Source organism: Sphingobacterium sp. UBA3519 (assembly GCF_002377215.1).
Classification (GTDB): Bacteria; Bacteroidota; Bacteroidia; order Sphingobacteriales; family Sphingobacteriaceae; genus Sphingobacterium; species Sphingobacterium multivorum.
This window is the reverse complement of sequence record NZ_DFPI01000026.1, coordinates 96,528-122,399: the sequence shown is the minus strand read 5'-3', so window position 1 is coordinate 122,399 and position 25,872 is coordinate 96,528. Positions and strand designations below refer to the sequence as shown.

Below are 25,872 nucleotides of genomic sequence, written 5' to 3'. Positions count from 1 at the left end.
ATCCATAAGCAGATGATAAAAAGATCAAAATCATACACTGCCTTATTGGATAAGGTAGTCAATATTCCAGTTATACAGATTACACTAGTTGTAATTGTGTTCCTCTTAGTTTTTCAATCCTATTTAACTTGTTTTTTAAAGGCATTGAAGAACATAAGAGCTTTTATTGTATTAGCTCTTATGTTTCATATGTTTAGTTTATCGGCTCAGACGCCCCGCAAGGACAGCGGGGCGGAAGGGCTGAAAATAATCAAACCACTGAAAATAGGTGATACAGTGCCAGATGAATTTTGGACTACAGCCTTAAATTCTATGTACGACAGATCCCATAGGAATACAGTAACTCTTAATGAACTCAAAAATAGAAAACTGATCATTCTGGACTTCTGGGCTACATGGTGTGGTGCCTGTATTGGATCAATACAAAAGTATGTTAAAACAGATGCGTATACTGATGCAGATATAGCATTCCTCGGTGTCACTTATCAGGACAAGGAAGAAGTCACCAAGTTCAACGGAAGGTTTAAGCTTAACTTTCCAACAATAATTGGCGATACAGTGCTCAGCGCTTATTTTCCATATAGGATAATTCCGCACGTCGTAGTCATCCAACAGGGGAAAGTTTTGACTATTGCCCACTCTGAAATATTGTTACCTGAAAATGTCCAAAAATTGAAAGGAGGTAAATATGAAGAATATCTTGCAAAGAGCGATATCCTTAATTTTGATAAAACCAAAGTCATCCTGGACCAAAAAAACAGTAGAATTAAGGATGCTATAAAATCCAGGACGGTTATAATGGGGCCTATAAGCGGACTTTCAGCATTTGGATCTTACAAAAAGACTGATAGCACGCAAAGGCTCTACCTGACAAATCATAGTCTGTTGTTTGCAATGTACAAGCTCCTGGATGTTTATTGGCATAACCGGATCTTTTTAAAGATAAGTAATGAAGATCAGTTCGACTACTTCGGCTTCGAAGATCAACAAAAATTTCCTTACACTGTATGGTTAACCAAATATGGCGCTGGCTTGGAATCTATTGCTCCATTGAACATCCCAAAAAAGGAGTTAAAGTGGAATGCATTGAGCGCACTGCTCAATACAAATGGATATGACCTTGCAGTCGTTGAGAAAGAAGTTGAAACCAAACTGATATATCCAACAGGAAATAAAAAGTTATATGCCACAGCAGGCAATGTGACGATTGAAGAACTGCTGAAGTCGCTGAACTACCAGCAAAAGGATATGCGGAGGGTACCAATCTATTTGTCCAGTGATTTAATCGATAAACAGGACCGGATTTCTATAGATCTCCATAAGATAAGGGACGAGGAATATTTACAGGACATATTGTCTAAATATGGGCTAAAAATCAAAAATCAGCGCGCTAAACAATCAATTATAGAGGTAACAGAAAGGAGAAGCTTATGAAAACGACTTATTTAATATTCTTGCTTTTCATTTTTATCAAGACGGTGAACGGTCAGGCTCAGGTAATAAAGATAAAGATCACCGACGTGGATAGCTTTAATCCGCTGGAAGAGGTAAATGTCAAAGGAAGAGATTTCGTTGCAAAAACTGACCATGAAGGATCTTTTCTTTTGAACAAGTTTAATATGGATAGCTTGACTTTTACACATATCAGATACAAAACTGTTACGATTGCATTGAGCCAGCTGCTTAAAGACAGATCTGTCACTTTGGCCAGCAAAGATAATATGCTCGAAACAGTTACAATTAATACAGGATATCAGAAAATAAATCAGCGTATATCCTCAGGCGCAGTCGATAAAATTGATCTCCAACGAAGCAGGGATGTGTACGGCAGCAATATATTTCAGAAGTTAGAAGGCAATTCACCGATCCTATTCGATAAGACGGGTGACAGCAAACGGTCGATGACTATCCGTGGATTGAGCAGTATAAATAATACAAACCTTCCCCTCATCGTGCTCGATAATTTTCCCTACGAAGGTGATCCGAACTGGATCAATCCGGAAGATATCGACGATATCACAATATTAAAAGATGCTGCTGCATCGGCTATTTGGGGCACCCGTGCAGGTAATGGGGTTATAGTAATCACGACGAAAAAAGGGAAATACAATTCACCGAATCGGGTCACAATAGCAGGCGGTGTGCAGATACAGGAAAAACCGGACCTTTATTCCTTGAATCGAATTTCTTCTTCGGGTGTTGTCGATCTCGAAAACTTCCTGTTTGAAAAAGGCCGTTATGATAATCAAAATTCCTTCAACATGCCTTATTTTTCGCCTGTAGTAGAGCATTTAATAGCCATTAGAGATGGGATAGGAGATCGAAAGGATCATGAGCAGGCTATAGCGAACTACAGAAAACTTGATGTCAGGGACGATTATAGTAAGTATATGTACAGAACGGCTGTCAACCAATATCACAACTTAAGTATTGAAGGTGGTAGCAGGAACTTGCGTTACCAATTTTCTGCACGAATGGACAACAATACCGGCACACTGGATGAAAAGCTGAAGAAGAATTTAATAAGGACTTTTATTGAGATTGAACTGCATCCAAAAATCAGGCTTTCAACTGACCTTCAATATGTAGACAATAAATTTCAAGAAGGAAGAACTGCTTATAGTCCATCAAACGGTAGACCATACCTCATGCTTGCAGACAAAGATGGCAATCCAATTAGACAAGCTAAAAATAGGGTAGGATATCTTGACACTGTAGGGCAAGGGCTCTTAAATGATTGGTTCGAATACCCGCTGATAGAATACAAAAAAAAGCATTCTATACTTGCATCAAATATGGTGCTGGCAAATGTGACAGCTGATATCAAACTCTTGAAGGGCCTGAATCTGCAGGGGAACTATGGTTTTCAGTTTGTATCCACCCGGGATAAGCAACGTTATGATGAGGATAGTTACATGGTCAGAAATCTAATCAATTCCTATGCTATGGTAGACTATGCCAAACGAACTGTAACATCGGCAATTCCTACTGGCGGTATTCTGGATCAGTCTGATCAGATACAAAAGACGCATAATGTGAGATTTGGTGTTAACTATGAAAAGAGGTGGCGGGGTTTGTTGTTTACAGCTTTACTGGGAACGGAGTGGAGACAGTCAAATGCCGAGAGTGCGCAATACAGATTCTATGGATTTGATCCCGACACGTATACTGTTTCAAAAGTAGATTACCGGAACCCATACACTCACTTTATTGATAAATCGACCATTTATGTTCCATATTTAGATAATAAGAGCCTTAAAATAAACCGTTCAAGATCTCAATATGCAAATGCATCGGTTTCTTATAACGGTAGGTATGTCCTGACAGGGAGTGTTAGGCGGGACGCTTCAAATCTATTCGGTGTAAAAACGAATGAAAGGTGGCAACCGCTATGGTCTATCGGCTACAAATGGAATCTTTCGGAAGAGCGTTTCTTTAAGATTGCATGGATAGATGCGCTGAGCTTACGCGGATCATATGGTATCAGTGGAAATGTGGATCAATCGCGCTCAGCCATTACAACTATTCGCTACACAAGCCCGGACCGCTATACCAACTTGCCGCAGGCTATTATTTCCCAGTACAGCAACCCTGATCTAAGGTGGGAAAAAAATACAATATGGAATACTGGAATTGATTTTTCATTTATATCGGGTAAGATCAATGGTTCTCTTGACTATTACAAAAAATGGGGAACTGACCTTTTTGGCAGATATCCCGTGGATTATACGGCTATACCAAACAAGGGTGTACTTCGGAACATTGCCGCAATGAAAGGCAATGGTGTTGACCTAAAGCTTAATGGAAATATTCCATTTGGAAATCGTGTTTTCTTTACGCCCCAGCTTATGATCAATTTCAATACTGATAAAGTAACCGATTATTATTATGAGGGCAATTATGCTTATGAGTTTCTAAGTTATGGTACTTCAGTAACGGGACAGGTAGGCTATCCGGTATATTCTATTCTCGCATATAAGTGGAATGGGCTAGACGCCAACGGAAATCCTGTCGGGGAACTGGATGGTCAGCGTTCGATCGATTATCCAAACATCAAACTGCAGGATAAATCTGTACTCGAATACAAAGGTACTGTGGTTCCGCGCTATTCGGGTTATTTTAACCCCGGTATGTCGCTAGGAAACGTTGATGTCTCCGCCAGTTTTCTATATAAATTAGGACATGTACTTAGACGGACTCCAGTAGGATATAATGAATTGGTTGCCATGGGTGGATTAGGCGATGGTAGCGGGGATTTTGACCGTAGATGGAAAGTGAGTGGTGACGAATCCAAAACAGATATACCTTCTTTTATTTACCCTGTTGATACCGAGCGTAGCTCTTTCTATCAAAGTTCTTCCGTTTTAGTTGAAGATGCAAGCCATGTACGTTTACAAAATCTTTCTGTAGGATATAAATTCAGGATCAATAAAATTGTTTCCGGAAGGCTATTCTGCAATGCCACTAATCTTGGAATTATTTGGAGAAAAAACAATAAAGGAATTGATCCCGATTACCTTTCACAATTCAGGCCTAAGAAACAGATTTCTCTAGGCATTAATTTGACTTATAATTAGAAAAAAATGAAAACGCTCAACTATTTTTTATATCTATTGATCATCCTTCAGGTTTCATGTAAAAATTTCTTGGATGAAAAACCTGATGCCAGTCTAAAAGAAGCCAATAGCCTCGAAGACCTTGATGCGCTATTGAACAATACTAAGATCATGAATTATTATAGCATGGGACTTGGCGAGGCTTCTGCTGATAATTATTACCTCGACAAATCTAGCTGGGAAGCATTTGATCAGCACGAAAGACAGTTATATACATGGGGAGGAGAAATCTTCTACCAGTTTTACCTCAATCCTTGGCTGGATTATTATAAGAGCATATATTACAGCAATCATGTATTAGCCAAATTGGATAAGATCGCTTCTGAGAAGAAAATAAAGGGGCGTGCAATGGAGCTTAGGGGAAGGGCATTATTCTTCAGGGCATTTGGTCATTATAAATTGCTTTCACTCTTCTCTAATGCATATGATAAAGACGCTTCTAAAACTGATCTTGGCATCCCATTAAGACTGAATGATGACTTTAATATACCTTCCGAAAGGGGAACAGTAGAGGCATGTTATCAACAGATATTACAGGATCTACATGAAGCGGAAAGTTTATTGCCGCTGAAATCAGATAATATGCACTTACCGTCAAGGATATCAGCTTATGTCCTACTTTCATGGATTTATCAGGCACGAGCTGAATTTGATCAATCAATTCTGTATGCACAGAAAGCACTTGAAATCGATAGCAAACTTAAAGATTATAAAGAGTATTCGCAGGAAGCCAGATATCCGTTTTTTGGTTTTGATGACGAAATCGTTTATATAGTGGCCGGAGGAGGAATCTATAACATGCTTGGAAAGTCCTATTGTAAAATTGATACACTATTATATTCTTCATATGACATACATGATCTTAGAAAGAAGCTGTTTTTTGAAAGAAATAAAGATGGATCGTATAATTTCAAGGGGTCTTACGTCGGTTCCCGAGGGCTTTTTATGGGACTTACAGTAGCGGATGCTTACCTCAATCTGTCGGAAGGACTGATACGCCTGAATAAAACAGAGGAAGGACTGCGATTTCTTGAAATTTTCCAACGTCATCGTTACGATGAGACTTATAGCCCGCCGCTTGCCTCAATGTCGCAGGAGAGCGCCTTAAAACTAGTTTTGGATGAGAGACGAAAGGAATTTATCATGCGGGATTCCCGATGGGGGGATATCAAACGTTTAAATAAGATTGATGATGGGGTGATTATTCCTGTTCGCAAGTTAGGTGACAGCGAGTTTTTGCTTAAGAGAAATGATAACAGATATGCGTTACCATTACCTGCTGAGATCATTGAACTGACAGGCATGCCCCAAAACCCAAGATAAAGTGTGTCACTAAAAGGAGGGGCAGCCGAGCTGTCCCTCCTTAAAAACTATCCCATTAATTTGAAAATGCCGGTCTTTCGGCAGCTTCGTAATCATCAGGATTATCGGTCACATTACCCAATGACATGGCCGGTTTTGTAGCGTCGGATGGGTGTGGAGTATCTTGAATTTCACAGATATATATTCCGTTACCGCATTCCACCTGTCCGTTGCCAGGTTTGGTCAATGCATAATTATTGCGGTTATTAACATCCGCAGGAGTTGTACTGTTTAGTTGATAGTAGTATGTTTGAGTTGCAGGTTGCTCCTCAATAAAACTATCCTTCTTTTCCATTGCATTCACCGCGAATGCGATACCTAGTACTAAAGTCAATGCCGAGCCAACGGTAATTAGACTTCTTTTAATGATCTTTTTTGAAATCATGGTTGTGGTCTTTTTTATCCGATCAAAAAAAGGTTGCCTCAAAAAACTTTGATTAATTTTATGTTGTGGGGTGTCTTTTAGCAGACCTCGCTGGCTGGCTTTGCATCCCGATACGCAGCCTGCCTGTTCCCAGATGAGCCCTGAGAGCCATCCGGGATTTCCGTGAACAGTGCCCCTTTACGGTTGCGCGACCTTCGCTGTACAACTCTCTTCTGGGCGAAGGCAATCCGATGCGGTAAAGTGTCCAGCTGAAGCTTGTCTTTGACCAGTCTACAGACCAAACTCTTGGGCATAATCAGCGGATATACCTGCGTCCTCAGGGACGAGTATAGCTTTCCGATGCAACGGAAAAGAGCCGTCATTATGTTCAATATAGGGTGCATTTTGTTCATACAACTTGTATTACCTGATCCATTTGTCTGTTGGCAGCGGCGCCTCCTTATCATGGCCTGCCCACTTGACTTTTATTATTTCTTCGTTTTATCCGGTTAACGTTTTCGTCGTTAACTTATACCAAAGTTCGCCAGTAAAGAGCAGCTGGGCTTGGCCGAATCTGGAGTCGTGTATGTACAGGTTTGGAATAATGAAAAGGTAGAGCAATAAAAAATCCCCTCGGGGGGGAATGCTACGGTTAAATTTTCAAAGGTATTGTGGTGGCTTCTTGGATAATCTCGTCAATGAATGCCATATATTCGTTTTCGCTTTTAAAATTTGGTGTAATTTTCCGATCTACTCGATAAAGAATATGATCGCGTATAAAGGCTTCTTCAAAAACAGAACAGATAATTACATATTTATGTGTCAGGTCAACCTTCGAAAGAAGATGATTTACTTCAAGATAATCACCACCGCTGCTCAAGATCAGTATCTCGGCTTTCGCTGCAGACAGTTCCAGCGTTTCCTCACGAATTTCTATTAAACGAGGGTGTTTGGTGAGGGTTGTCACGATATCCACTTTTGATAGATTGATCATCTGCCAGGCCACATAGCTATAGCTCTTTTTAATGGGTAATGGCTGCCGTGGTGCCGCTACCTTTCTCGCATGGGACAAAAGATAATAAAGCATACCCTTTGGAGAATAAATGTTGCCAGCAGCATTTGCTTTCCTGAGTACCTCTTCATCAAGCTGATAATTTTCAGGGAAATAGGAGGCGGCCATCTCGATACAAATACATAACGGGCCATATTTCCAGGCTCTATATTTTCCACAGACTTTTCTCGCAATTAGCGTGCTTTTGTCAGCTGGCTCAGCTACAAAAAATTGTCCGATCACGCTGAAAAATTTTACGCTTTTTTGAATGATTTCTTTCATGTTTTTAGGTCACTAGGTTAATTTAACAATAAATTTTATAAATAGTCTTGGTTATACCGCTTAAAAAACTCCGTAGCCGTCATGCCCGTTTTCTTTTTAAAAAAGCGTGCAAAACTGCTCGGTGAGGCATAGCCCAGTTCATAGGCGATTGCATCGGTAGGCATACCGTCTACAATATATTTCTTGGCGAGATCCAGCATAAATTCTACCTTCAGCTCTTGAGGACTCTGTCCGTAATAAAGTTGGATAAGCTGATGCAGATAGTCCATACTGATCCCGAGCTGCCAGGCAATGTCGTCCAGTTTAAAATCCTGGCCAAGCTCGGCTACTGCCTGCTTAATGGCAGCATGGGCTTCTTTGGATTTGATTTGGGATTCCGAAATCTTGTCATATTCTTCAAAGATCTTTTCCTTCGATAGCTGGATCAGTTTCTTGATACCCCAGAGGATATTGACCTCACTATCGAGGTCGCCTTTCTTGATTTTTGACGCAATGGTTTTCATCAATGAGATGGTCCTGGTGCCGGCACGGAAATCGATGCTGCACCACGAATTCGGATCTTGTTTTCGATAGGCATGGATCAAGGGGTGAAGAAACTGGAAGGGACGCTCATTGCCATCGCGGAAAATGCTGCCGCGGAAATAAAAGTTAACAAGGGTATAACTTCCGGCAGGAACATGGATTTCATAATCACTTCTGGTTAAGTAGAAGTAGCGGCCACGATTGCAAGAAATGCTGTAACTGATCCGCTTCTGGACATCCCTGATCTGAATAGCACGATCTTCTGTGAAGAGATAAAAGATATGCAGGTCTGAACGTGTGACTTGTATAGGAATGACAATATCGGCAGGTAGATGCAGATCCAATATATTGATGTAGCCGAGCATGCCATCAAATTGCTGCAGGCAGGCTTGCCCATGTTGGTTTTCGTAATGTTGATAGTCCGCATTGGACATGCTTATTCTTGGCTTGAGCATATCAGTTCTCGGACTGATCGGCTGGTCAAATACCTTTGCGATATCGATCTGTAGTGCTGTTTTCATAATGGTGTATAGGTCAATAAAATCCCCCCGATCAGGATTTCGGTATGATCGGGGGAAATGGTTTTTGGATAACGTTGGGTTGGATTACTGCTGCGGACCGGTGTAGGAAATCCGGATAAACAGGGGAGTGAACATCATTGTCGCCACACCATCCTGCCATTCATCGAGGCCGTGAACCATAAGCTCCTTAAATTCTGGATCATCATCATCTCCCTTGTCTTCTTTTTGAAATTGAAGTACGTTGCCCTGCATGAGATAATTGCTGATAGCCGTGCCAAGTTGTTTCCGAAATCCAGGTGAAAAATCATAGAGCTGCTCCACCTGATGGGGCTTCAAGTCAAAATTGTGTTCCATCCAGGCTGCAAAATCGTCTTTAAGAAGTTGCATCTCTAGCGCGCGCTCCGCTAAGGGTAGCGCAAGAAGCGTGGCTACTTTTTGCGCCACACCTGCATTGTCGAAGTTCTCTTTCATTCAAATTGTATTTTTGCAAATATTTATTTAAATAGATCAAATTAGCAACCGACCTGTCCTAACCTCCGGTATTTTGGAGGATAATCTTCTTTTGGGTGATTAAATTTTGCTTAATATTTGATTTTATTTAGTAAATTGGTTCTGTAAACCAGTATAAACCTGAGCCATTTAAGAGAGCTTGACATAACATATGAAAGTATTAAAACTAACGGTGGAGAGTTTACTCATCTCCATGCTTTTTAATTTAATCGGAAATCACGGTATTTACCTGAATCGATTTTGGACACAGACCTATTGGATGTGGACAGTGGCATTTGCAATTGCGATTGGTGTTGCGGTCGTGTTCACGCAGATGTTTCTTGAAGCCTTTGGGACTTATTGGCAGAAGCGGTACCCTGATTTGATACTCATGAGCAAGGGGAGGGTCATGACCAAGAGTATACCCAAAGGTCAGCTCTGCTGTGCAATTCTTGTTACAACTATATCGATTCTATCGATTTATCTCTTCATTATCTATTGTTTCGCTTCTGTCCGCAGCGAAGATACGTACAGCTTGTTAAGAAGCTATCTGCTGCATTATATGCCTTTTATTGGTCTAGGCTTTATAGCCTACGTGATCTATGTTTTTCGTAACGGCGAATTATGGTGGCTAACAACTGAAAATGTGATGGCTTTGTTAGGGAAAGAGGTCATGTCGCAGGAAAACACAACAGATAGAGCGGGAACTATAGCACCTCCAAGTGCATTGGATAGGACTATCGTAATCGGATCACTCTATGATGTGCTGCATAAAGATTCGCCATTCAATTTAAATACCTTGCAGATGGATGCTGTACGTATGTTTGATGTGCCCTTTTATTTTTCCCAAAAAAGAAAAAAAGAAGTCGTCCTGATCAATGGTATCCGTTTGGAAGCCCATCATTTCATGCAGGAGCTAGAAAGGTTGGGGCTTGATAAATGGTATTTCCGCATCAATAAAACCTGTAGGGTAAATATGATGCTCGTCCGTCAACCGATATTGCCAAATGCCACTTACCTGGAGTTTCGTAAGGAAGTGTTTGACAGCCTCAAGTTGAATATGACGGAATTGGAAATCAGCAACCTGCTGCAGATAACTGAATGGATGCGCAAAGAAAAAAAACTAAAGGATTTTTTGGATAACGTCAATAACCTGGAGCATGAGGGATGGGATAACCTTATTCGGCTCAATTGAATCATCCCACTTTATAAACTTAGATAGACCGAGCGCAGTAGACAACAGGTCTGCTGCTGCGCTGGATTTCGGCGGTTAGTCGAGCTAACCTTACCCGTTTATGTTTTTTGTAAAAGGATCTCCTGATCAACAGGATATCACCCCCCGTTTTGTGTCCAATGCGACAGCTATTCACCTTAAAATCCACTATTCTTTTCAATTAAAGTCAGGCATCGGATATACGCCCTTAGCGGCCAAGCTGGACCGTATCCTCGACCTGCTGCAAGAACAGCAGTATACGGAGCTCCACAAGCTGACCGGTACAATGACCATCCACGAAGTCGCCTATTTTTTGAGCAAAAGTGTGCGCACCATCGAGCGCCGTATCGCCAAAGGCCTGCTCAAAGCCACCTATAAAGAGGGTAATGCGGATCTCTTTCTCAAAAAAGATGTGGTGCAGCTGTATGTGGCCGAATATAAAAAATGGCCGCGGCAAATGCCTTAAATCCCTACACTATTCGTACCTGCTTCGTATTGTCTTCGGGGCTGCATGTAAAAGCAGCCACTGTTAATCCGTTGCTGAACAGTATTTCCCTGTTCGGAGACTGGTGAAGGTCTGGTCAGTATCTGTACAAGATCTATTGCTGATCCGAAGCAGGTACGAATCAGGTGCGAAGCAAAGGCCCGAGACTGCTGCTCAAACCCGTAGTTTTTGAAGTGCCAGACGGCGGTGTACCTGGAATATGCCCGATTGCCTCCGACAACACGCCGACAAAAGACGGGCTGCCGCCGACGAGTCTCCGCCAACCTGTTTTATGCTATTGACAAGGGGCTATGTGATGTGGTATGTTTGTCGAAGTAAAGCAATACATACCGGTATAAATGAAAGCTTTATGGGGTTTAACTTTTTAAAAAAAATAACAACATGGCAACAATCAACAATGGTGTAATCGGAAGAGCAAGTGGTAAAGTGGGCGCTGTGATAGCTTCGTCCTGGAAATCCATCAACTACCTCAAAGGCCTGCCCAAAAAGCGGACGAAAGGGATGTCCGAAGAACAGCTGATCCAACAGGACCGTTTCCTGAAAATCTCCAAATTTCTGATGCCGATCACGCCGATCCTGCAGGTGGGGTTTGGGCTTTCCAAAACCGAAAAGATGACGCCCACAAACGTGGCACTGCAGCTCAACATCGCACAGGCGGTAAGCGGTACTTATCCAAACTTTAGCTTGGATTACAGCAAGATCGAAATCAGTACGGGCTCTTACCTCAACGGCGGCGGCATGGAGGCTGCTGTGGATAATGGAATTCTTTCTATCTACTGGGATACCATCCTCAACAGCCTGTACAAGACCAAGGCCGATGATCAGGTCATTATCTTGGTCTATTCACCCGAAAAGGATGAATTTATGACGGCACCTACACCGCCCACCCGTGCTGCCGGTACGATAGACATCCAGATCCCGGCCCACCTGCTCGGTGGCAAGGGGCATGTCTGGATCTTCTTTACCGACCGCAAGGCCGAAAAGGTATCCAAAAGTACGTATTTGGGCGAATTTGACCTGGCTTAGCCACTGAAGGATTAATTGAACGGGAGGAGCATGTGGCTCCTCCTGATTTTTGAACACAAAACGATAAGACATGCTGGTGATTTCTGAGTTTAAAAAGCAGGTTACAGATCCGACACGTAGGGAGGCTGCGCAGGAGCGTTTTCGGCTGGCACGCCGGTTTTTGAATCCGCTGTACCCGCTCATCCGCAAAGGTTTTGCCCATAGCAAGTGCACGGTGCAGGCGGCTTTTGGCCGCGCCATGTCGCATACGCTGACGAATGTGATACAGGGGGAATATCCGGATTTTGAGGTAGTGCCCGCTCTCGCAAAAATAAGCAATGGCATGCTGTCTCCGCTCGCGGTGAATACCTGTGTACGTACGTCAAATACGATTCAGCTGAGCTGGGATGTAACCGAATCCAACATCAAAGATTATAACCAATGGGATGACCAGGTCATACTCTGTGCTTATGATATTATTGGCGAGCAGGCAGCCATCAATGAACAACAGGTGCTGCGCAAGGATCTCCAAATGACGATCGAGCTGCCATCCATCCTGCATGATCGGCCGGTGCACCTGTACCTGTTCCTACATGATCGTGACGAAAACCTGTACTCCAGAAGTCAGTACCTCGGTCTTTTCTAATTTAAATCTTGCGTATGAAATCAACGATAAAAGTACTTCGTACAAAACAGGGCAAGCATAGCACGCTGTCCGAGATCTACCTGAACAATCAATTTGTCTGCTACGGTCTGGAGAATATTCCGCGCCCCGTGAAGATTAGGGGCGAGACTGCCATACCTGTCGGGCATTATCCGCTGGGTTTTAACCGCGAGGGGGCAATGAATGGCCGTTACTACGACGCTTACCCAAAAATGCATCGCGGGATGTTAGAGATGCTTGATATTCCGAATTTTAGCTATGTCTACTTCCACAAAGGAAACAGCTACAAAGAGACTGCGGGCTGCATCCTGGTAGGCGCGCAATATGTACTGGAGGATGGTGATTATCGCCTGTTAGCCTCGGGTGTCGCCTACAAAAAGTTCTATCCGCTAGTGGTCGAACTAATGCTGCAGGGACTGGTCGAAGTACAGGTCGAGTGAGCGTCGCCCGATACAGGGCAAGTGAACTCCATTAAATAGAATAATCATGAAAAAAATCTTTAGCAAAATAGGACAGGTGTTACAGCTGTTGCTGGCGGCACCTGTTAAGCTACCGGGAAAGGTAGGGAATGTATTAAAATACCTAGCCCTGGGGCTGGGCATCGTGGAAACCGTATTGGATGAGGCTAAGCCGCAGCCGGAGGTGGACGATAAGGATGCTTCGGTGGAAGAGAACGGTAAGAAGCCGGCTTCTGAATTGGAAAGCGATAAGTTTACTTCGGAGGGCGTTGGAGATAACATGTCCGCTAAAAACGGAGCCGAAACTACAGGTGAAAGGAGCGCGATGGATGAAAGTGAATGATATCCGCGTCTCGGCTATTGGTGGTACCATCTGCTCCATCTGGGCCAGTATTTCCCTGGGCGATGTGCTGCAAACCGCCCTGACAGCTGCACTAGGTACCTTGGTCAGTTTCGCAACAAGTAGGCTACTGGCGAAGATGGGTAAACGCAAAAAATGAGTTGAACAAAAAGGCGCACAGGATCGTGTGCCTTTTTGTAAGGCAACATCTTCAATTTTTATCTTCTCTTAATTTCCGAAAACAGCCTATCGACATCTTTCGGCAGCTCAATTCATCGACAATTTACGATACAGAAAGTGTTAGTGGATGGTATTTATTATTTTATGTTTCAAGAAATATAATGTAAGCTATTTGAATTTTTAAAAAAAATTTCAGCTTTGATTTATTATTTGTAATTTTTTAAACACATTTCGTGTGTAATAATTTAAACTAAATGCGTTTCCCGATTATAAAAAATTCGACCAAATGGACTACGGTCATGAAGATGAAGACTATTCAGAAAAACCAAAAAAGTGTTTCTATGACCCATATACAGCAAGTTGGAATGATGACGAAGCAGCATAATTGCATAACAAAAATCAAAGGATACAATATTTTTTTTATTTTCTTCCTCTTGATATTATCTAGTTCTAAAAGTTTCAGTCAGGTGCTCCCTGAACGCTATCAAAAACTGATAGATAGCGCTAGAATTTATAGGAGTACTAATAAATTTAAAGAGGCAGTAACTATGCTTGAGCGCGCATTTGCCGAAAATGGTGATAAAGGGCTTGTTCAAGATAGATATGAAGCGGGAAGATTATGGGCTTTAATAGGAAATTTAGATTCTGTTGAGAATCAATTTAATAAAATAATTAAAGTCGGATATGGTAGTTACATAGAAATAGAGGCAGATAGTGCATTTAAAAAGTTAGAAAATATTCCAAGATGGGAAAACTTAAAGAGTAAGATAAAGGCAAATTATTACTTCAATGATTCTATCCAGTCTAATAATTATCAGTCTCTTGACAAAAAGCTTATTCACATCTTAGATACTATTTATGAAAACGATCAGCTCCCCAGAATGAAACTTTTAAATGTAAAGGCAGATGATAGTTTGGAAATGAAAAAGCTTTATGGTGAAATGTCTAAAAACGATTCAGAAAATCAGAATCGAATTTCTTTACTGTTAGATAGCTACGGATGGCTAGGAGCAGAAAAGGTATCTCAGAGGGGAATCAATACAGTATTTCTTGTGCTTCAGCACGCGCCTTTAGATATTAAACAAAAGTATATCGATATGGTGGAAAGAGCCGTTTCGAAAGGAGAAATAAGAGCCACCGATTATGCGTTATTCCAGGACCGATATCTTTTACAGCGCAATGATAATCAGAAATATGGTACACAAGTTGGCAAATCGGGTTCTGCATACTATGTGTTGCCAATTCAGGAGCCTGCTAAAGTCGATGAGTTCAGATCCAAGATTGGCTTACCGCCAATGAAAGAATATCTTAAGAGATGGAAGATTATTTGGAGTCTAGAAAGGTATGAAAAAGATCTATTAAAATATCATAATAAATAATTGATATTGTCTCCGTGTTTTAGGGCTTGCAAATGGTATTTTATCATTTAATATTTAAAGACTGGTCTACTAGCCAAACTGGGGAAACGGAAAAGATGAGTAGAACAAAAAGGTGCACGGGATTGTGCGCCTTTTTGTAAGGCAACATCTTCATTTGTAAGGCAAAATCCTCAGTTTTTATCTTTTTTTAATTTCCGAAAACAGCCTTTCGACATCTTTCTTAGCGAACAGTCCGGTTCCCTGCGCCATCGTGGTCGCCGAGCCACACGCAATTCCCATTTGAAGGACATGCTCCAGATCGCCTTGTTGGGCTAAGACAGAAACCATTCCGGCGACCATACTGTCACCAGCGCCCACAGTACTGCGCACTTTTACCACTGGTGAAGGTAGTTGGATTTTTTCTGCTTTTGAATACAAAATAGCGCCCTGTGCACCTAGCGAGACCACGATCAGCGTAGCTTTACCCTCCGAAATTAGTTGCTTGGCGGCCATATCCAGATCGGAATGCCCCAATTCCTCTTTTCCCAGAAGAGCAGCCAGCTCGCCGGCATTCGGTTTGATTAAATAGACACCTTCATCCAGTGCAAGGCGAAGTGCATCGCCAGATGTATCAATGATTATTTTACTGCCCTTCGTTTTGTACGTGTTGATCAGTGACCGCGTAAACTCGGGTGGCATACCAGCCGGCATACTGCCGCTGATAACGACAAAATCCGGGATATCCGTGAGTTCCTCAATTGAATTCCTAATCCCGTCCAGCTCGTTGGATTCAACTTGTTCGCCTGGAAACCCGAATCGATATTGCTGATTGGTTGCGCTGTCAACCACGATAAAGTTTTCGCGGGTCTCGCCATTCACCCGAATAGGATCTATAGCAATATCTTCCAGTCTCAATAAGCTTTCGAGTAAACTGCCTGTCCTTCCACCGGATGTAAAAAGAGCTGTTGAATCCAAACCAAGTCTTTTCAAGGCCCGAGATACATTAATTCCTCCGCCACCAGGCTCATATACAGGTGCTTCACAACGTAATTTCTTTTCAGGAACGATATGTTGTACACTGGTACTCTTGTCTACGGATGGGTTCAGGGTTATTGTTAAAATAGATTTTGCCATTTGTCTAAGTTATAAAGCTATTCAGAGATAAATAGTGCATTGTTGAAATGCATCACAGCATAATTTAAATAAAGCTAATAATTATTATTGACAGTGTACAGCGCAAAATACCCTACGTGCTTTCGGTTTCGTCAACATTGCTTACCCCGTTATTTGAATCATTCCTGTTGGTAGACGAGGTCTTCGCTGAGACAGTGGTCTTCCCAAGGCGTTTCTGTAAGTCGACTATGCGCGTTTTCCACTTCTAAAGGTATCGCGTAGCTCGAGGATCTTTTTGAGATTGCGCTGCAAGGCGGTAAAAAATGCTTTTGCGGACTTGTCCGCTTGCTTCATGATCTGCCGCAGGTGACTCACCACACAACTCAATGGCCTTCCTGATAACCGTGTGGTACTAGTTATTATTAACCGGACGCCCAATGGGGATGTCATCACTGGCAACCTAAATATAACGGAAGTTATCAATACAGCCTTTGCATAGTCGTTGACGGTAGGTCTTCGGGAATCTGTATTTATTACTAAAAATATTAGTTTTATTAAATTCTTTTTTCGAAATTTACAGTCAACAACCAATTATTATATTTATGAACGAGCCCGTTTATATAGATCTAGTTTCAGACTATGCATTTAAGCGCATTTTTGGATCCGAACCCAATAAGGATTTACTGATTTCCCTATTGAATGAGTTATTCCGTGGACGGAAAAGTATTGTCGATTTATTGTACGAAAAGAATGAACATGTAGGGGATAGCGAGGAGATCGGGACCGTGATCTTTGACCTGATCTGTACAGCTGAAAATGGAGAGAAGTTTGTGATTGAAGTACAGCGTACTGCACAGATAAATTTGAAAAAACGCATGCTTTACTACAGCAGTAAGCTTATTGCGGATCAGGCTCCCAAAGGAAAACGGCGAGCGTGGAATTATGCGATAACCGAAGTGTATATCGTTGTACTTATGGATGGATTTACTTTTTCACAGGCGGATGAATCCAGCGCTGTTATTCACGATATTTGCTTGTGTAACAGGAAGACAGGTCGAGTTTTTTATGAAGAGTTGGGGTTTATTTACGTTCAATTGCGTAACTTTACAAAAGTAGAGGCGGAATTAGAAACTGATCTTGATCGTTGGCTTTATGTTTTACGTAATATGTCCAAGCTGAACAAGATACCGGTCTATCTGAAGAAGCCTATATTTGAAAAATTATTTAAAATAGCGGAATACGCAAAGTTGAATAAGGAGGAACGAGCAATGTATGATGTAAGTCTAAAACGTAAATGGGATGCTGAAGCGGTGCGCCAATATCAGGAGCAACAGCTTAATGAGGCTATTCAAAAAGGCATTGAACAAGGCATTGAACAAGGTGTTGAACAAGGCATTAAACAAGGCATTAAACAAGGTGTTGAACAAGGACTGGAACAGGGCGCTGAGGCAAAAGGCTATGAGGTAGTGGAAAATTTGATTACCGAACTTAAGCTTACTGATGATGTTATCGTGCGTGTTGCGAAGGTTTCGCTTGATTTTGTACAGAAAGTACGGGCAGATCTAGCCAGAGACAAAAAGTAATTATTCCCAATTATACAAACATAGCAAACAGCTGTTCAGATTTTTGAGCAGCTGTTTTTGCACTAACTAAACCTGTATTTGCTGGAGCTTTTCCGGCAAACAGTTTTGCCTTCACTCCGAAGTGCCTAACTAAAATTTAAAGGACTAAGCGGCCTTCTGCACTTCTTTTTGTGAAGGCAAGCCCCTTAAATTGGCTCCGTCACTTGGTTTAATTTTGAAATATTCAATTAAGGATAGTAGGGACAAGGCCGCAATTAACTGCAATGCCAGACTGAAATCCCGCATCTGATAAACAGTATCCTGATAATAACTGCTTGCTAGGTGGAGGGTTACCGCTCCTAAGGCGATCCCCATACCAAGTGCCATTTGTTGTGCCGTATTATAGAGCGTATTTGCATTGCTCATCTGCTCATTTGGTATGTCTGCATAGGCCAAGGTGTTAAGGCTCGTAAATTGAAGCGACCGTGTAAGTCCAGAGAAAAAGAATACAATGGCTACAAGCCAAATCGGTGTTTGTATTGAAAGCAGGGAAAGTCCGGCCGTAAACAATGTTAAAATAATACCATTCCCGATTAATACTTTACGGAAGTCAAATCTTCTGGTGATCCATATGGCTACGGGCTTCATGCTCATACTGCCCAGCATGTTGGCCATATAGAGGAGGCCTGCGTGAAATGGGCTCAGTCCAAAACCCAACTGTAACATAAGCGGCAGGATAAACGGAGCAACATTGATCACCATACGGGTGATCGATCCAGAATAGACCGTAACCCTGAACGTTTTTATTTTGAGGACACTATAATCTATCAATGGATACTTGATCCGCTTGGAGTGCCAGATTGAAACGGCCATTAGCGCAAAGCTAGCAACGATAGTAACAATGGGTTTGGTATAATCTCCTTTGGCTGCACCGATCATTTCAGTACCCAGCATAATGCCGGCAAGGCCGATCCCACTGATAAAAAAACCGATAAGGTCAAGTGGTCGTCGATTTTCAGATTCCATCGCTGGAATAAATTTATTGACTGCCCACAGTGCAAATACACCGACGGGTACATTAATAAAGAAAATCCAGTGCCAGCTAAAATAGGTCGTAAAAAATCCGCCCAATACGGGACCAATTATAGGGCCCAATAATCCGGCCCAGGCAATATAACCGATCGCATCGACCAGATCTTTCTTTGCGGTATGCTTGAGCACAATGAGACGGCCGACCGGTACCATCAGTGCGCCTGCAGTACCCTGGCAGATTCGCGCTATAACAAAGGAAGTTAAGTTGGTACTCAGTCCACATGCGATTGAAGAAAGTATGAACCCCATAATTGCCGTATTGAAAACCTTTTTTGCGCCGTAGCGGTCGGCAATCCAGCCGCTGATTGGAATAAATACAGCTAACATAACCGTATACGAAGTAATACCGGCACTGAGCTGTACCACATTACGCTCAAAATCGTGTGCCATTTTGGGTAAGGCCGTGGATATCGCTGTGGTGTCGAGCATCTCCATAAGCAGTGTGCCACCTACAATGAGCGATATGATGCGTGATTCTTTCTTCATTTTGCTCTTCTTCAATCCCGAACGGGATACATTTGCGACAAAAGTAAACCTATCCAAAAAAAGAAAAGTCATTTAAAGGCAATTAAATATAGACGAATCTGGCTGCTTATGTATTTTCCGGAGAATCGAAAGATGTGGACGAGGATGATGTTGCGGGCTAAGGCTAGGAGAGCGCTAGCGGTTGATCTTTGCAGGAAAAAGTGTGATTGCAACATGATGTTTACAAAAGCTTTCGCTACGTCAATGTTACATTAGTCTACTGCGCAATTGTTTATATTTGTAGTGTACGCAAATCAAAATGCTGTACATTAGATATCATACAACCTATGTTAAGACGAGTCATATTTCAATTTCTCTTACTGATAAGTGCGATGCTGTTGATCGTGAAGCCTTTGATCGGATTTTCACTTTATCATCAGGCAAAGGCACAGAGCGAGAATGAGTTTATCACCGTTATCAAGGCTTTTAGTAAACGGAAACAAGAATACCTGGATTGGGTTGATGTCAAAGATAGTGTCTGTCTGACGCTCTCTCCACTTCGTCACTTTACCGCCAAAGTAAGGGAGTTTTTCATTACCCACTTTTTCAACAGGTTCTTTCCGAATTCCAGCGTGTTTTCGATTGGTAACTTGATGTCCAAGGCCTTATTGCCGCTCGAGCGGCTATACCTGCGTAATCTCCAACTGACTTTATGATAAAAAAGCGATTTTAATCGTATTGAATGAGTCCAATGGGGCTACAGACATTCATTTATTTTAAAATAAGCTTTTTTATATGTTTCAGAAACTTGTCCTTATGGGGCATGTGCTGCTCTGCTGTAGCTTCTTTAGCTATGGCCAGGAGAACCATGTGCCTATCAAACTCAATCAGCTGTTGTCTTCGGTAACGCAGCATGCGCCCTCCTAACGTACCGACTACGTGCGTACGCAGGTGCAGCAGGCCCGAGCAGCCGAAGTCAAAAACAACCGTCTGCCGAGCCTCCAGCTGTCGTATCAGGCAGATGTCGGTTCCAATAATAATGTACCGGGGCCTTACTTCGGATTTGGCTTGGTACCGACCAATAATGGTGGTATCCGTGCCAATAATAATTATCAGGCTGTGAGCAGTAATCTTGGCATTGCTGCTTTCCAATGGGAGGTCTATAATTTTGGTCAATTCAAGGCCCAGGACCAGCTTGCGCAGGCGGAGGTGGCCGTGGAGAACCGTCGTTTTGAACAGTCTAAGTATGACCTGCAGTCCTTCACCATCTACAGTTATCTGCAATTGTTGAAATTGCATGACCTAATCGAAATCCAATCGCGGAGTATAGCCCGTAATCAGGAAATACGTCAGTCGATATTTGCGCTGGTCAAAAGTGGTATCAGGGCCGGTGTGGATACCAGTATGGCGGATGCTGAAATATCGCGGAGCCAGCTTGGTCTTATCGAACTGGATAACCAACAGCAGCAATTGCAAATTCAACTGGCTACTTTGGCGGGTATGTCGCCAGCGCAGATTATAGCGGACACCACTGCCGAAAAGATTCTTTTCGAGCAGGTAAAGAATGCCCCCATTGAACTGGATGGTGGCCGTCAGCATCCTATGGTAGCCTATTATAATGCATTGTTTGACAAGACCAAGATGGAAGAAAAGCTGGTCGCCAATAGTTACCGACCTAAGCTGTTCCTCTCGGGCGCCGTCTGGGGGAGGGCATCCAGTGTACATAGTGATAACAGTTATGGTTCACTAGCCGATGGCTTTGGCCTGCAAAGGGGTAATTACCTCGTCGGTATGGGGATTAACTACAACCTGTTTGACCTGCGCCGCAAAAAAGTAAAACTCCATACACAGCGTCTTATGGTGGACGAGGCCGGTCAAAAGCTACAGGAACAACAGGCCAACATCGCCATGAATATTGCACAGTCTGCCACGGAAGTGGAAACTGCTGAAAGACGGCTCAAGGAAATTCCGCGTCAGACCAAGGCTGCAAATGCCGCCTACCGTCAGAAGTTTTCCTTATACAAAAACGGGCTGATTGATATTGTGGAGGTCAACGTTGCCCAAAATATGCTCAATCAGGCAGAGCGCGATTATATCACCGCTAAGTATAATTATTATCTGGCATTGTTCCATCAGGTGGTGGCACAAAACAATGTCGATGGCTTTCTTCAACTTTTTAATTAATTACTTATGTCACTTGTCACAGCTGCTTTACGAAGGCCGATTACCACGGTGATCATTACCCTGAGCCTGCTGCTCTTTTCGGTACTCGCTGTACTGAAAATACCGATTGATATCTTTCCGCAGCTCAATTCACCGACAATTTACGTCATTGAATCTTACGGTGGAATGTCTCCGCAACAAATGGAGGGGTTTTTCTCCTCCCGGATGCAGGATCAATTTCTCTATGTCAACGGAATCAAAAATATATCAGCCAAAAATATTCAGGGCCTTACGCTCCTAAAACTTAGTTTCTATGAAAATACCGATATGGCCGAAGCTTCGGCGCAGGTAGCACTGCAGGTAAACCGGGCCATGAAGTTCTTTCCGCCAGGGGCATTGCCACCACAGGTGGTTCGTTTTGATGCTTCCTCTTTACCTGTGGGGCAGCTGGTGCTGTCTTCGAAGACAAAAAGCCTCAAGGAGATCTACGATATGGCGAGTACGCTGGTGCGGCCCATGTTTTCTGCGGTACCGGGACTCTCGGCCCCGCCACCCTTTGGAGCCAACTCCCGGACCATTACGGTCAATGTAGACCCCAATAAATTGCGCAGCTATAACCTGACCGCCGACGAGGTGGTGATGGCATTGTCCAAATTCAACGTCATGTCACCATCAGGCAACCTGAACCTCAACAATACGATGTATGTGACCACCATCAATTCACTGATCAAGAATGTTGCAGATTTCTCCGATATTCCTATTCTGACAAAAAATGGGATCCCAATTTATATCAAAGATGTCGCACGCGTATCGGACGCTTCGGATGTGACGGTCAGTTACGCACTGATCAATGGTCGGCGCTCTGTTTATATTCCCGCCGTTAAGACTTCGGATGCATCCACCTGGGCAGTGGTCAGCAACCTTAAGGCTAAGTTGCCGGAAATCCAGAACCTGCTGCCAGAGGATGTGAAGGTATCTTATGAATTTGACCAGTCCGTAGCGGTTATGAATTCGGTGCAGAGTCTTTTGCACGAAGGGGGGCTCGGTGCTCTGCTTACCGGTCTTATGGTACTCTTGTTTCTGCGTGACTGGCGGAGCAGCCTGATCGTGATCGTCACCATACCGGTATCCATTTTGATCGGTGTCTTTCTGCTCACACTGTTTGGCCAGACCATCAATATCATGACCTTGAGCGGTTTGGCACTGGCCATCGGTATCCTGGTCGATCAGGCCACGGTGACCATCGAAAGCATACATCAGCATCAAGAACAGGGTACACACAAACGTAGGGCGATCTATCATGCCTGTCAGGAGATCGCTGTTCCGCTACTCTTGATCCTATTCTGTATTTTGGCTGTATTTGCACCTTCTTTTATGATGACGGGAATTCCCCGGGCAATGTTTTTGCCACTTTCTTTATCCATTGGATTGACGATGATAGCTTCTTATTTCATGGCGCAGACCTTGGTACCCATTTTGTCCAATTGGCTGCTCAAAGAGCATCATATTGGTCATTTCAAGTCAGACTCGCCGGGCTTTTTCGATAAGATCAAAAAGCGTTATCGCTTTAGCTTATACCGCTCCATGCGGCATAAGGGCAAAGTTATCATAGGATATCTGCTGCTCACGGTGGCTCTTGCCACTGGCGCATTTGTGTACATCGGCAAGGATATGATGCCCAAAGTCAACAATGGGCAGTTTCAGTTGCGGATCAAAGAGCCCGATGGAACTAGGCTGGAGCGCACCGAAGAGTCTGTCAAACAGGTTCTGCAAGTAATCGACAGTACGGTCAACCATCAGGTTGCCATCAGTTCGGCCTATGTAGGTCTGGTGCCCAGCAGCTATGGGGTCAGCAACCTCTATGTATTCAATACCGGAACGCATGAAGCCGTGATTCAGGTGAACCTGAATGCAGACTACCATGTAAATATGGACGAACTCAAAGATGTTTTACGGCGTAACATCCACTATAAACTACCAAATTTGCGCCTGAATTTTGAGCCTATTGATATGACCGAAAAGATTATGAGCCAGGGAGCTGCAACACCGATCGAAGTGCGTGTCGCCGGCAAGAAAATGGACGAATTGAAGGTCTACGCCGATAAGGTTGTCGGTTCATTGCGGCATATCGGCTATCTGCGTGATGTGCAGATCGCGCAACCCCTCCGCTTGCCGACCATTTCCATTGCCATCGACCGCCTCAAAGCTTCACAGCTTGGTCTGCAGATGGATGATATTGCCCGGTCGGTAACAGCCAGTACGTCATCAAGCCGATTTACACAGAAGATCCAATGGCTCGATGAAAACAATACCTATACCTATCAGGTACAGGTGCAGGTGCCTGAATACGTGATGAATACAATGGACGAACTGCGCGAAATTCCGCTGGTGAAAGGGCAGCTCACACCGACCTTGGGCGATATAGCCAGTTTCAATACACAATATTTACCCGGTGAATATGACCGACAGGGGCCAAGGCGGTATCTGACCGTGATGGCAAATATCCATAAGAAGGACCTGGGGGCAGCAACAGCCGATGTGCAACAAGCTATTCGTGAACTTCCGGCTCCGCCGCGTGGTGTTGTGGTGGAAATGAAGGGGATGTCGACACTATTACTTGATACCATGGATAGTCTGCAGTTGGGGCTAGCCTGCGCAGTTGTTGTGATCTTTCTGCTGTTGGCGGCGAATTATCAAAGTGTCAAGCTTTCGCTGACCGCATTGGTCACTATTCCTGCAGTGATATTAGGGTCGTTGGCGATGCTTTTGCTCACAGGGTCTACGCTCAATCTGCAATCATACATGGGTATGATTATGTCTACCGGGGTTTCCGTCGCCAATGCGATCCTGATCGTGTCCAATGCGGAAGCACTGCGGCTGGACTTTCGCAATGCCAGGACGGCAGCGCTGGCCAGTGCGACAACGCGGTTACGTCCAATCCTGATGACCAGTATGGCCATGATTGCCGGTATGATTCCCATGGCCATGGGAATGGGAGAGACGGGTGAACAGGCAGCTCCATTGGGCCGGGCCGTTATCGGTGGCCTCTTTGCCTCCACATTTGCTGCCCTCTTTATTCTGCCGCTCCTGTTTGTGTGGATGAAGGAAAAATCCAAGTTCGACTCCGAATCACTCTTGCCGCAGGATGCGCCTGATCATCGGAAGCCATTGATGGAAAAAGAAGCGTATCGTGTAAACTAAAAAATATAGTGCTCTTTCGGAATCGACATCAAGCAGTACGAACTGCGATGATATAGAAGGAAGTTACTATGGAACGGGAACAGAATCGTATAAAAAGATAAAATTGCCAAAGGCAGCATATATGCCTTAAAGACATAATTGAGAAATGAACAAGAAAACCAAAGGGATGAAAAAAGTAGGCTATTTAATAATACTGGCAGGCTTACTTTCCGCTTTCGGTCATACCGAAAAGCCGATTGATCTGACGCCGAAAAATCCGGCTAAAGCCAGTACCTATCAAACAACAGTAATACAGGAGAAAGTCATGTCCAGCAGTGTGCGTTTACCTGGTAAGCTCAAACCTTTTAACGAGGTAAATATCTACGCCAAAATGAACAGCTTTGTCAAGCACATCTATGTGGACAGAGGAGCAATAGTCAAAAAAGGGCAGCTGCTGATGCAGCTGGAGGCACCAGAAATGCTCGCTGCGGTACAGGCTGCGCATTCACGTTTTGTGCAGGCACAGGAGACTGCTTCTGCGAGTAAGGATAAATATAAAAGGCTCAAAAATGCTGCACAGGAGGAAGGTGCTGTATCACCACTTGATCTGGACAATGCGCTATCAAAGATGAAAGCCGACGAAGCGGTAGCCATGTCGGAAAAAGCAAATGTGGAAGAGGTTGAAATGTTGCAGTCTTATCTGAATATCAAAGCGCCTTTCAATGGTGTGATTGTACAACGTAACGTTTCTGAAGGAGCACTGGTCGGACCAGGAAAAGGAAATGATCAACCCCTGTTGATCCTGCAGGATCTCAATAAATTACGGCTGGAAGTGCAGATCCCCGAGACCTATGTCGATAAAGTAGACCTTTCGAAAAAGGTCGCTTATCGGTTTAATAATAAACCGAATAAGGTATTTGAAGGGATGATAGCCCGTTCGGCAAATTCTTTGGGCGCCATGCAGTCCGAAGCGATAGAGGTGGATGTCGCCAACTCGGATAACAAACTCAAGCCTGGTTTATATTGTGAAGTGGATATTCCATTGTCTGCCGGAGCCAATTCTTTATTGGTGCCATCCAATAGTATTGTACGTTCGACGGAAAGACAGTATGTGATTCAACTGATAGAGGGTAAGACACATTTCGTGGATATCAAAGAAGGCGTATCTACGCATGATTCTACCGAGGTTTTTGGTAAGCTAAACAAGAGTGATCAGATCTTGCTGCATGCCAATGACGAAATCAAGGAGGGGGTCAAACTTCCCCTGGAAAAATAGGTTTAATGCTTTTATTTGATAGGTATGAAAGGTTTCTTGGAAACCTTTCATACTTTTTAATTAGTCGGATCAGCGCTTTGAAGCAAAGATC

The 25,872-nt window shown here is 43.3% G+C and carries 23 protein-coding genes; 17 read left to right on the top strand and 6 right to left on the bottom strand.

Going from position 1 to position 25,872, the window contains the following annotated elements:
- The first annotated feature begins 12 nt into the window (after positions 1–12).
- Genes B3297_RS17595 through B3297_RS17585 form a run of 3 tightly spaced genes read left to right on the top strand, consistent with a single transcriptional unit; the run spans position 13 to position 5,939 of the window.
- The gene (locus B3297_RS17595; RefSeq protein WP_286779196.1) at positions 13–1,434 is read left to right on the top strand and encodes a TlpA family protein disulfide reductase; all 1,422 of its coding nucleotides are present in this window, start codon (positions 13–15) and stop codon (positions 1,432–1,434) included.
- The gene (locus B3297_RS17590) at positions 1,431–4,577 is read left to right on the top strand and encodes a SusC/RagA family TonB-linked outer membrane protein (RefSeq protein ID WP_286779195.1); all 3,147 of its coding nucleotides are present in this window, start codon (positions 1,431–1,433) and stop codon (positions 4,575–4,577) included. Before B3297_RS17595 ends, B3297_RS17590 begins: the two co-directional genes overlap by 4 nt.
- Positions 4,578–4,583: 6 nt before the next feature.
- Positions 4,584–5,939, top strand: a complete 1,356-nt coding sequence (locus tag B3297_RS17585) for a RagB/SusD family nutrient uptake outer membrane protein (RefSeq protein WP_115049140.1) — start codon at positions 4,584–4,586, stop codon at positions 5,937–5,939.
- A 55-nt stretch (positions 5,940–5,994) separates the two neighbouring features.
- Here the strand turns inward: B3297_RS17585 and B3297_RS17580 are convergent, their stop codons facing one another.
- The 4 genes from B3297_RS17580 to B3297_RS17565 form a co-directional block, all read right to left on the bottom strand.
- On the bottom strand, positions 5,995–6,363 hold the full coding sequence (locus B3297_RS17580) for a hypothetical protein (RefSeq protein ID WP_070561190.1): 369 nt from the start codon (positions 6,361–6,363) through the stop codon (positions 5,995–5,997).
- Between the two features lie 631 nt (positions 6,364–6,994).
- Positions 6,995–7,675 carry a hypothetical protein gene (locus B3297_RS17575; protein ID WP_286779194.1) on the bottom strand — a complete coding sequence of 227 codons (681 nt, stop codon included), beginning with the start codon at positions 7,673–7,675 and terminating at the stop codon, positions 6,995–6,997.
- A gap of 35 nt (positions 7,676–7,710) precedes the next feature.
- The gene (locus tag B3297_RS17570) at positions 7,711–8,718 is read right to left on the bottom strand and encodes a helix-turn-helix domain-containing protein (protein WP_286709319.1); all 1,008 of its coding nucleotides are present in this window, start codon (positions 8,716–8,718) and stop codon (positions 7,711–7,713) included.
- An 84-nt stretch (positions 8,719–8,802) separates the two neighbouring features.
- Positions 8,803–9,189, bottom strand: coding sequence for a hypothetical protein (locus tag B3297_RS17565; protein ID WP_070561187.1), 387 nt, complete (start codon positions 9,187–9,189; stop codon positions 8,803–8,805).
- 190 nt (positions 9,190–9,379) lie between these two features.
- Between B3297_RS17565 and B3297_RS17560 the strand changes: the two genes are divergently transcribed.
- From B3297_RS17560 to B3297_RS17525, 8 genes are all read left to right on the top strand, one after another.
- A complete protein-coding gene (locus tag B3297_RS17560) occupies positions 9,380–10,402 on the top strand; it encodes a hypothetical protein (protein ID WP_115049132.1) in 1,023 nt (340 codons plus the stop codon).
- Positions 10,403–10,502: 100 nt separating this feature from the next.
- Positions 10,503–10,886, top strand: coding sequence for a hypothetical protein (locus B3297_RS17555; RefSeq protein ID WP_070561185.1), 384 nt, complete (start codon positions 10,503–10,505; stop codon positions 10,884–10,886).
- A 420-nt stretch (positions 10,887–11,306) separates the two neighbouring features.
- Positions 11,307–11,951 carry a DUF6266 family protein gene (locus B3297_RS17550; RefSeq protein ID WP_070561184.1) on the top strand — a complete coding sequence of 215 codons (645 nt, stop codon included), beginning with the start codon at positions 11,307–11,309 and terminating at the stop codon, positions 11,949–11,951.
- 70 nt (positions 11,952–12,021) lie between these two features.
- The gene (locus B3297_RS17545) at positions 12,022–12,576 is read left to right on the top strand and encodes a DUF6266 family protein (RefSeq protein WP_070561183.1); all 555 of its coding nucleotides are present in this window, start codon (positions 12,022–12,024) and stop codon (positions 12,574–12,576) included.
- A 14-nt stretch (positions 12,577–12,590) separates the two neighbouring features.
- Complete coding sequence (locus B3297_RS17540) at positions 12,591–13,034, top strand: DUF5675 family protein (RefSeq protein WP_070561182.1); 444 nt, start codon at positions 12,591–12,593, stop codon at positions 13,032–13,034.
- A gap of 46 nt (positions 13,035–13,080) precedes the next feature.
- On the top strand, positions 13,081–13,395 hold the full coding sequence (locus tag B3297_RS17535; RefSeq protein WP_070561181.1) for a hypothetical protein: 315 nt from the start codon (positions 13,081–13,083) through the stop codon (positions 13,393–13,395).
- The gene (locus B3297_RS17530; RefSeq protein WP_175441939.1) at positions 13,388–13,552 is read left to right on the top strand and encodes a hypothetical protein; all 165 of its coding nucleotides are present in this window, start codon (positions 13,388–13,390) and stop codon (positions 13,550–13,552) included. Before B3297_RS17535 ends, B3297_RS17530 begins: the two co-directional genes overlap by 8 nt.
- 325 nt (positions 13,553–13,877) lie before the next feature.
- Positions 13,878–14,951: a DUF6624 domain-containing protein gene (locus tag B3297_RS17525; RefSeq protein WP_286779193.1), complete on the top strand. Its 1,074-nt coding sequence runs from the start codon at positions 13,878–13,880 to the stop codon at positions 14,949–14,951.
- A 177-nt stretch (positions 14,952–15,128) separates the two neighbouring features.
- On the opposite strand, the gene B3297_RS17520 is transcribed toward B3297_RS17525, so the two are convergent.
- Positions 15,129–16,064, bottom strand: coding sequence for a 1-phosphofructokinase family hexose kinase (locus B3297_RS17520; RefSeq protein ID WP_286779192.1), 936 nt, complete (start codon positions 16,062–16,064; stop codon positions 15,129–15,131).
- Positions 16,065–16,645: 581 nt separating this feature from the next.
- Between B3297_RS17520 and B3297_RS17515 the strand changes: the two genes are divergently transcribed.
- On the top strand, positions 16,646–17,626 hold the full coding sequence (locus tag B3297_RS17515; protein ID WP_070561178.1) for an Rpn family recombination-promoting nuclease/putative transposase: 981 nt from the start codon (positions 16,646–16,648) through the stop codon (positions 17,624–17,626).
- Positions 17,627–17,770: 144 nt separating this feature from the next.
- On the opposite strand, the gene B3297_RS17510 is transcribed toward B3297_RS17515, so the two are convergent.
- Positions 17,771–19,255: a DHA2 family efflux MFS transporter permease subunit gene (locus B3297_RS17510; RefSeq protein ID WP_217493505.1), complete on the bottom strand. Its 1,485-nt coding sequence runs from the start codon at positions 19,253–19,255 to the stop codon at positions 17,771–17,773.
- Between the two features lie 254 nt (positions 19,256–19,509).
- Between B3297_RS17510 and B3297_RS17505 the strand changes: the two genes are divergently transcribed.
- From B3297_RS17505 to B3297_RS17485, 5 genes are all read left to right on the top strand, one after another.
- Positions 19,510–19,878: a hypothetical protein gene (locus B3297_RS17505; protein WP_286779191.1), complete on the top strand. Its 369-nt coding sequence runs from the start codon at positions 19,510–19,512 to the stop codon at positions 19,876–19,878.
- A gap of 79 nt (positions 19,879–19,957) precedes the next feature.
- Positions 19,958–20,089 (top strand): hypothetical protein, encoded by a 132-nt coding sequence (locus B3297_RS17500; protein WP_286779190.1) that lies wholly within the window; start codon positions 19,958–19,960, stop codon positions 20,087–20,089.
- 12 nt (positions 20,090–20,101) lie between these two features.
- Positions 20,102–21,346, top strand: coding sequence for a TolC family protein (locus B3297_RS17495; RefSeq protein WP_286779189.1), 1,245 nt, complete (start codon positions 20,102–20,104; stop codon positions 21,344–21,346).
- Positions 21,347–21,352: 6 nt separating this feature from the next.
- The gene (locus tag B3297_RS17490; RefSeq protein WP_286779188.1) at positions 21,353–24,526 is read left to right on the top strand and encodes an efflux RND transporter permease subunit; all 3,174 of its coding nucleotides are present in this window, start codon (positions 21,353–21,355) and stop codon (positions 24,524–24,526) included.
- 145 nt (positions 24,527–24,671) lie between these two features.
- A complete protein-coding gene (locus B3297_RS17485) occupies positions 24,672–25,781 on the top strand; it encodes an efflux RND transporter periplasmic adaptor subunit (RefSeq protein WP_286779187.1) in 1,110 nt (369 codons plus the stop codon).
- Positions 25,782–25,872 lie beyond the last annotated feature (91 nt).

Bases quoted from the DNA above. Each gene is read 5' to 3' on its own strand.
- B3297_RS17510 (WP_217493505.1), bottom strand. From the start codon at position 19,255: ATGACTTTTCTTTTTTTGGATAGGTTTACTTTTGTCGCAAATGTATCC.
- B3297_RS17595 (WP_286779196.1), top strand. From the start codon at position 13: ATGATAAAAAGATCAAAATCATACACTGCCTTATTGGATAAGGTAGTC.
- B3297_RS17505 (WP_286779191.1), top strand. From the start codon at position 19,510: ATGTTAAGACGAGTCATATTTCAATTTCTCTTACTGATAAGTGCGATG.
- B3297_RS17555 (WP_070561185.1), top strand. From the start codon at position 10,503: ATGTTTTTTGTAAAAGGATCTCCTGATCAACAGGATATCACCCCCCGT.
- B3297_RS17490 (WP_286779188.1), top strand. From the start codon at position 21,353: ATGTCACTTGTCACAGCTGCTTTACGAAGGCCGATTACCACGGTGATC.
- B3297_RS17520 (WP_286779192.1), bottom strand. From the start codon at position 16,064: ATGGCAAAATCTATTTTAACAATAACCCTGAACCCATCCGTAGACAAG.
- B3297_RS17570 (WP_286709319.1), bottom strand. From the start codon at position 8,718: ATGAAAACAGCACTACAGATCGATATCGCAAAGGTATTTGACCAGCCG.
- B3297_RS17525 (WP_286779193.1), top strand. From the start codon at position 13,878: ATGAAGACTATTCAGAAAAACCAAAAAAGTGTTTCTATGACCCATATA.
- B3297_RS17515 (WP_070561178.1), top strand. From the start codon at position 16,646: ATGAACGAGCCCGTTTATATAGATCTAGTTTCAGACTATGCATTTAAG.
- B3297_RS17560 (WP_115049132.1), top strand. From the start codon at position 9,380: ATGAAAGTATTAAAACTAACGGTGGAGAGTTTACTCATCTCCATGCTT.
- B3297_RS17585 (WP_115049140.1), top strand. From the start codon at position 4,584: ATGAAAACGCTCAACTATTTTTTATATCTATTGATCATCCTTCAGGTT.
- B3297_RS17485 (WP_286779187.1), top strand. From the start codon at position 24,672: ATGAACAAGAAAACCAAAGGGATGAAAAAAGTAGGCTATTTAATAATA.
- B3297_RS17545 (WP_070561183.1), top strand. From the start codon at position 12,022: ATGCTGGTGATTTCTGAGTTTAAAAAGCAGGTTACAGATCCGACACGT.
- B3297_RS17500 (WP_286779190.1), top strand. From the start codon at position 19,958: ATGTTTCAGAAACTTGTCCTTATGGGGCATGTGCTGCTCTGCTGTAGC.
- B3297_RS17550 (WP_070561184.1), top strand. From the start codon at position 11,307: ATGGCAACAATCAACAATGGTGTAATCGGAAGAGCAAGTGGTAAAGTG.
- B3297_RS17575 (WP_286779194.1), bottom strand. From the start codon at position 7,675: ATGAAAGAAATCATTCAAAAAAGCGTAAAATTTTTCAGCGTGATCGGA.
- B3297_RS17590 (WP_286779195.1), top strand. From the start codon at position 1,431: ATGAAAACGACTTATTTAATATTCTTGCTTTTCATTTTTATCAAGACG.
- B3297_RS17580 (WP_070561190.1), bottom strand. From the start codon at position 6,363: ATGATTTCAAAAAAGATCATTAAAAGAAGTCTAATTACCGTTGGCTCG.
- B3297_RS17535 (WP_070561181.1), top strand. From the start codon at position 13,081: ATGAAAAAAATCTTTAGCAAAATAGGACAGGTGTTACAGCTGTTGCTG.
- B3297_RS17540 (WP_070561182.1), top strand. From the start codon at position 12,591: ATGAAATCAACGATAAAAGTACTTCGTACAAAACAGGGCAAGCATAGC.
- B3297_RS17565 (WP_070561187.1), bottom strand. From the start codon at position 9,189: ATGAAAGAGAACTTCGACAATGCAGGTGTGGCGCAAAAAGTAGCCACG.